At 42.1% G+C, this 7,710-nt stretch carries 5 protein-coding genes; all 5 read left to right on the top strand.

The features are described from left to right. Positions 1–923: hypothetical protein (locus tag VSQ61_RS22295; RefSeq protein WP_334346514.1), on the top strand; the 923-nt coding region annotated here is incomplete at its 5' end. A gap of 675 nt (positions 924–1,598) precedes the next feature. Continuing rightward, positions 1,599–2,498, top strand: a complete 900-nt coding sequence (locus VSQ61_RS22290; protein ID WP_334346513.1) for a DUF6973 domain-containing protein — start codon at positions 1,599–1,601, stop codon at positions 2,496–2,498. Between the two features lie 70 nt (positions 2,499–2,568). After that, entirely contained in the window at positions 2,569–2,952 is a 384-nt protein-coding gene (locus VSQ61_RS22285; protein WP_334346512.1) for a hypothetical protein, read from the top strand. Positions 2,953–3,211: 259 nt separating this feature from the next. After that, complete coding sequence (locus tag VSQ61_RS22280; protein ID WP_334346511.1) at positions 3,212–7,060, top strand: RHS repeat-associated core domain-containing protein; 3,849 nt, start codon at positions 3,212–3,214, stop codon at positions 7,058–7,060. Positions 7,061–7,072: 12 nt separating this feature from the next. After that, positions 7,073–7,399: a hypothetical protein gene (locus VSQ61_RS22275; protein WP_334346510.1), complete on the top strand. Its 327-nt coding sequence runs from the start codon at positions 7,073–7,075 to the stop codon at positions 7,397–7,399. Positions 7,400–7,710: the final 311 nt, after the last annotated feature.

Here is a 7,710-nt window from a genome sequence, read left to right as displayed (position 1 = left end):
TTTTGACAAAGGTGCAAAAAATGAAAAAAAAATTAACATTGCTCGCAGCGATATTAGGAATAATAGGATGCGTTATACTTGGAAGAAACAAGGACCATGATAAAGGAGTGTTATTATCTTCAGGGAATTGGAATATTGAAATACCCCAATTATGCCATTTAAAAAGAGCAAAAAGTAGTAAACAGGAAATAAGTAAGATAGAGGGGATAGTTAATATAGAAGCATCGTGGCAGAAGAACGTGAAAATGTGGGAAAGGCACGGTTCCCTTTTAGAAAATGAAAAAAGCAGAGAATGCGGATACAAAATAGTCGCCTCAGTTTATACGGAAGAGGACAGAGTATATTTTGAATACCCTCAAATTCAAGGTATGGAAGATTGGGCGAAACAAGAAAGGATTAATACAATAATTTATGAGGATTTAATTAAAACTCAAATAACAAATGCCTTGGGAGCGTCTTTGGGGCCAGATGATAAAATGGTGGGAAATCTTGAGTATGCAGTGACACTACAAACAGAACGGATACTGAGCGTATTTTATTTTGGCAGGACGGCTTTTGAGAATGCACAAATGAGATTTGGAGCAGCACATGGAATAACAATAGATTTAGAAACGGAAACTGTATTAAAGCTGGATGACTTCATGGAAATAAATGAAACCCTGGTGCAAAAAATTAAGAAATCACCATATGTCATGTGTCCGCCATTGGTTTATAATAATGACAAGAGAACTTATCAATTTGTATTAGAGGGAATTCGGAATAGAAAAGATAAAATGTTATTATCAGGACTAAATGGAGAAAATCTTATATCAAACTATGGCTTTTATATGGCACCTGATGCAGTAGTAATAAGTATAGACATAGACTATTATTTAGGGGATTACGTACTGATTATGTTTCCAAACAGCGAATACGAAATATGAAAAAGTTGGGAAAGAAGACTTTACACCTTTAACAAGAATTGAAAAATGAACGTATTATAAATGGTCTCAAAAATAAGGAAATGGATTATGGTTTTTACCTTATGCCAGATGGATTGATAATCAGTATCGGAGCAACCTCCCAACAGTTTATACTTGTAAAATTACAAGGCGTGTATTATTGATAAAATTATAATGACATTTCTAATGGCACTTAATAATGAAAAGTTATAGGTAATATGCTTCACTGGTTTGGGATTTGGGAATAACAAGGGAAGATTTAATTTTTGCAGCTTTTGAGTATGATTGGATGAGAGAGGTTTGCCATCAACAGATTTTGTTTCAAAAGAATTTATGTTAAAACTGTATAATATATCGGTTGATCTTAATACGAAACTTGATTATTTGATGGCAATTATGGCATTTGAATCGTGGTTTAACCTTAAGGCAAAAATCCAACGAGTACTGGTACAGGCTTAATACAATTAGGGGAGGCTCTGGCGAAAAAGGCAGGTACAACAACATCTGCTTTGGAAAGCATGTCAGGTATGGCATAGTTAGATTATGTATATAAATATTTTGAACCATATATAGGAAATGTACGCCGGGAGCGAGCGGATTGAGCAGTTCACGGACAAGGGCAACTGGGAACGGATCCTGTATGTCCATGAGGACGTGATGGGTAACACCTGGTATTATACCAAGGCCAACGGCCAGAGTTTCGCAGAATTAACCTACGACGCCTGGGGAATGCCGGAAAGCCCGAATAAACTTCTGAACAACGACCACGGCAACTATGCGTTTGCGACCTTTACGGGCCACATCTACGATACGACCCTTGACATTTACTTGGCAGAAGCGAGGTTCTATGATGCTAACAACCGCACTTGGCTTGCCATGGACCTGATTAAGGATGGATTGAACTGGTATCAGTACTGCTACAGTAATCCGACCACTTATTTTGATCCATTAGGATTGTGGGGGACTACAACAGGAAGTAAACAATCAAAATTAACAGGAAGTGGTCAAGTTTCTGGAAGTTTAGTTGAATTTATAAAAAATAAAGTTTTTGAAATTTCGGGAACAGAAATTACTGATGATGAAGCTATATTAATAACGATGGATCCGGGACAAGCTGTACATGTTTTTTTAGCAGGTAGGCAAGCTGAAAGATGGACTAATAAGGTGTTTGGTATTTATTATCAAGATATTGGAGACGCACTTCCTCCCCATTGGCAAGATGGAGATGCTGCTAATGCATATAGACATGCGATGTGGAATGCATTATTAACACAAAACATTGGAGCAACCAATGCAAAAGGATGGACAGATGCTCATGAGGCATGGCCAGTTGATGTTATGGCGAGAGATAACGGGGGTGGGTTTACAAGAGCAGAACATACAGCTATGGATTTCCATAATAATGCAGTGGGAAGAGAAGTTGTAAAATGGCTTGAACCAGTTTCAGAGGAAGAGATTAGTAATCGTATACTTGAAAAACTAAGGGAAGGAGAAATGGTTTATATTGTAGATTACCATTGGTATGATGAATTTGTGGGGACAGCTTCAGCGCAGTAAAATGAAATATGTTTTAATAGGAATACTTTTTATTCTGTTAATATGTGGAATAAAATATGATATAACCAGAGTGGAGAAGAATGAACTAAGAAAAGAAGAGGAAATTTCCAGGATTGAAGATTATTTTAAAAATGATTTTGAAATATATAAAATTCCATCTTGGATTGAACGTTCGCCTATTAATACAAAGGTATTTAAATTACAAAAATATATATATTTATTGCAGACAGAAGAAGATAAAAAAAGAACCATTCTTTCGGGAGTCCCCTATTGGCCATTTGCATCAAGGAAAGAGGCTGTACGGTATTATGCCAAGCTTCCGGAAGAAGAAAGAGATTGGTATATGGTGATTTCACAAAGTCTGGTTTATATCGCTTATGCTACTGAAGAAGAAAGAATACTTTTAAAAGAAGCTGCAGAGTATTTTAATAAGCAATATGGTTGTTTGGACTAAAAATGTCATAAATATTGCGAATGTAATAGTAAATGTTTTGTGTCAAATATAGTATCATACGTTTAGAAAAATGCACAAAAACTATATATTACTAAGACTTCCCATATCTAAAATGGGCTACTCACCAGGTTTTCAACACACCTTAACGGTGTGGGAAGTCTTAGTCTTAGTCAGTAATTATCAGTATATAAATATTAAGTGATGGCAGAATTAAATTTTTGCCATCACTACTCATGCGGAGCAAATCGTCCTGTATGTATTGAACGATTCCGGCAAGAATGACGCCAACGGCAATCTCACCGTTGTAGAGAATCCGGACGGCGAAGGCTACACCACCCTTTACGCCTACGATGAAAACGGCAACTTAATCAAGGTAACGGATCCCAGGGGTAACAGCCGTACCGCAGAGTACGATGCGCTGAACCGCCAGACCGTAACCGTCAATGAAGAAGGAGGAAGAGTAGAGTTCTCCTATGATGCTTTAGGACGAATTACGAAAGTTGTTAATGAGGATAAAGCCGTAACCGAATACGAGTACGATGCCAAGGGGAGGGTAACGGGAATCAAGGACGCTTACGGCAACTATAAGTATTTCACTTACGATCCCATGGACCGTGTGGCATCCGTAACCGATGAAAACGGCGTGGAGCGTAAATACGCCTATGACTTCAAGGGCAATCTGACCAAATACACGGACGGCCTGGGTAACAGCGAGACCTATGCTTACGATGCTAACGACAACCGGATCAGCGTCACCAACCGGAACGGCGAGACCTACACCTATACCTATGACGCATTGAACCGTGTCACCAGCGAGACGGATCCCAAGGGCAATACCAAGTCCTTTACCTATGACAAGGACAGCCGGATCACGGCGGTCAAGGACCGGAACGGCAACACCACAAAGTACGTCTTAGACGGCAATGGAAACATCGTGGAAACCATAGACGCAGCCGGAACCAGCAGCGCCTTTACCTACGATTCCATGGATCGTTTAACCAAGATACGTGTCCACAGGGTAGATAAGACCCACAAGGTGGATGAATACCAGGAGACCCTTTATACCTACGACCACAGGGGCCTTGTGAAAACCGAGGTCAACGCCAAGGGCGACGGAAAGGTATTCGTCTATGACGGCAACGGCAACTTAATCCAAAAGACCGATGAGGACGGCTATGTTACCGAATATGAGTACAGCCCCGTCAACTTAGTAAGCAATATCAATTACAACGATGCCAAATCTGCATCCTACGCCTACAACGGCACGGGCGAATTGATCGAGATGGATGATTGGAATGGTAAAACCTCCATCGGAAGAGATCTTCTGAACCGTGTGGTAAAGGTAACGGATCACAATGGCCGGGAAGTGGAATACGGCTGGGACAACGTAGGAAACAAGACCGTCCAGGGCTATCCCGACGGAACCCAGGTAGACTACTATTACGATGCGGAAAACCAGATCGTGGAGATGAAGGACTTCGACGGGGGCATTACCAAGTTTGAATACGACGCCAACGGAAACAAGACCTTTAAGGAATACCCCAACTACGAGACCGCTTATTACTTCTACGATGAATGTGATCAGATCATCGAGATGGACGAGTACAACTTAGGCGGCAAGAAGCTGTTCAAGACCACCTACGGCTGGGACGCAGAAGGAAACCGCTTAAGTGAGATGCAATACAACCACGGGCAGAGCGGAACCAGCGGCAATGGTAATGGTAATGGGAATAATGGAAACGGCAATGGAAACGGAAACAATGGTAATGGAAACAACGCCGTTATCTCAGGAGCACTTTCCCACGCAGCGAATGTATTAGACAGTCTGTTAGAGGGCGGAAACTCCGGCACAACAAGTTCACAAGACACACAAAACACACCGGATACACAGAGCGTACGGACAACACTGGAAGCACCGGCAGTAGAGATTCCTTCTGTGGATACCGAACGTTTAAGCACGGAGACGTCCATTGTCAACAGCGTGGCACTTCCGGATCCCACGGCTGGCACAGCCGCAGGAATCGTTCTTGGAAACCAGGCGGATATGGCAGAAGAGCTGAATGAACAGCTTCAAAGCGCTGCAGCGGGAGCAGAAACACTGGAACCCGAAGCAGAGACGCCGGAACTTCTGGAAAGCAGCAAGCCGGAGACCGGAAAAGAGGATGCCACCATAGAGGGCAACGGGGACGGAAACGGCCAGGTTCCTCCAGGACAGACCGAGGACGAGGACGGCAACATCGTCAACCCAGGCGGCCATATGCCTCCGGGACTGAACCGTGGAGAAAAGGGCGAGAAGCCGGATAATCCCAACAAGCCGGAGAAGCCGGACAATCCGGGAACGGAAGACAATACGGATAAGCAGGCGAACAAGGCCAACAAGGGAACCCATAAGTATACCTACGACGAGCTGAACCGCATGATTACCAGCAACATCGCAGGCACCACGACCACTTACACTTACGATACGTTAGGCAGCCTGGTGCTTGAAAAGAGTAAGAACCATGTGGTAGACTATCAGTATAACGAGCTGAATCAGTTAGTACAGAAAAAGGACGGCAACGAGAGCTACACTTACACCTACGATAAGCGGGGCAACCGTACGGCGGAAATCGGCAAGAAAGCCAGCCGATCCTACATCTACGACGAAACGAACCGCATGGTGGAAGGCACCAACTGGAAGGGAGACAAGTCAGCCTACACTTATAACGGACTGGGCCTCCGGATCAACAACACCCAGACCACCCATGCCGGAAAGGTCTATACTCGTGATTACGTAATTGATTACACCAGCTTCGAGAACGATGATCTGATGGTATTTGCCGAGGGCAACGGCCAGCTTGAATACGAGCAGAAGCACGTGTACGCCGGAAGCGAGCGAATCGAACAGTTCACGGACAAGGGCAACTGGGAACGGACCCTGTACGTCCATGAGGACGTGATGGGTAACACCCGGTATTATACCAAGGCCAACGGCCAGAGCTTCGCAGAATTAATCTACGACACCTGGGGAATGCCAGAAAGCCCGAACAAGCTTTTGAACAATGACCACGGCAACTACGTGTTCGCTACTTTCACGGGCCATATCTACGACACGACCCTTGACGTCTACTTTGCGGAGGCGAGGTTCTATGATGCCAACAACCGTAGCTGGCTTGCGATGGATCCGGTTAAGGATGGACTGAATTGGTATCAGTACTGCTATAGCAATCCGACCACTTATTATGATCCATTAGGTTTATGGGGAACCGTGACGAGCACTAAGCAGGCTTTGCTGGCAGGAAGTGAGATAGAACCTGCACTGTTTTGGCGGCAGAAAGATTTCTTCCAGGGACATTGGTGGCAGAATGAAGATGATCTGACAACTGCATATAAGATGCTTTTAAAAGAATCCAAGAGCAGGAATATGACCATCATTACATTAGCGCAAGATTATGATTATTTTGACTATTTTGGCTATGCTAATACACGGTTATATACATTGCAGGCGTTAATTGGAACAGGGCGGACTGGTACATATGAAGCAGAAACCATGACGGCCTTGCGTGCTGTTTTAATTTCACAATATGCAGAGTTTGATCTTGATACCCCGGAACTCACACCAGATAATATAAGGGCAATTCGTAACTGGTACAATAATAGTAGTGAGATAGGAAAACAAGGAACATATTACTGGGAGAATGGATGGGGAAATATTATTACTGGAATAGCAATATTGGGTGTAGGTATTTATGCTGGTAGACCGGTGAAAGTTTCCAGTGTAAATGAGGGTAGTTTAGAATCCGGAACTTTAAGTAATGTCGATGCAAGAAGATGGTATTTAGAGCAAGAATCTAAAATACCTGATTTGATTGATAAAAATTTATCATTAGAGGAACAAGCAAGACAGGCATTTGACTTAAGAAATCAGTTTAGAACACAAGCTAGAGAATTAATGTCAGATCGTGCGCTTGCTGAGTCATTGTATATAACGGATCCTAATCTTACATGGGAGCAGATTGTTGAAAAGCAGATCAAAAAGGGAATGGTGGGAGATGATGTCTATAGAGCAATTATAGAAAGCTCACAGCATTCTAGAGCAAGTGTAAATCAGTCATTAGGAGTAGAATAGGGGAGGAGGAAAATGGACATAAGGATAGTAAAGCATGTAAATAAGGATGAAGACAATAGAGTAGAGTATTTATTAATTAATTTTGACTATTGTGATGGAAATGATCTTGTTGCAAAATTTTTTGAACAAGAATATCAAATGCGATTAGATGAAAAGATAGATGGCATGTTTTATAGTATCATAAAGTTGCGTAAGGACTCTACAGAATATGATTTAATTTGGCATGAAGATGTTGGGAACTACATATTTAGCCTAAAACAGGATAGGGATTCAATATTAGAATTGGAGCAAAGACTTCAAGTTATAATTAGTAAATTAAATAAAATAACGGAATTTTAGTTAGCACGTAATAAAATCGTTATACTTTTAGTTTTCTTATTAACTCATATGCTCCCTTCTAGGCAGACAAATGAAATAATAAAAATGTTTGATGCATAGAAGGGGGTGTATTAAAGGTAAGAGCTCAACAATAGCGTGCCTTGTGAAATAATACTGCACTTAAATTTCCGACTGGCAGGGAAACAAGATCCTGCATTCTATGAGTTATGACATGACCCTTGACATTTACTTTGCGGAGGCGAGGTACTATGATGCCAACAACCGAACATGGCTTGCAATGGATCCGATTAAGGATGGACTGAACTGGTATC

This window comes from Candidatus Merdisoma sp. JLR.KK006 (assembly GCF_036941035.1).
Classification (GTDB): Bacteria; Bacillota; Clostridia; order Lachnospirales; family Lachnospiraceae; genus Laedolimicola.
The sequence above is the reverse complement of the archived record's forward strand: the minus strand, read 5'-3'. Positions and strand labels throughout refer to the sequence as shown.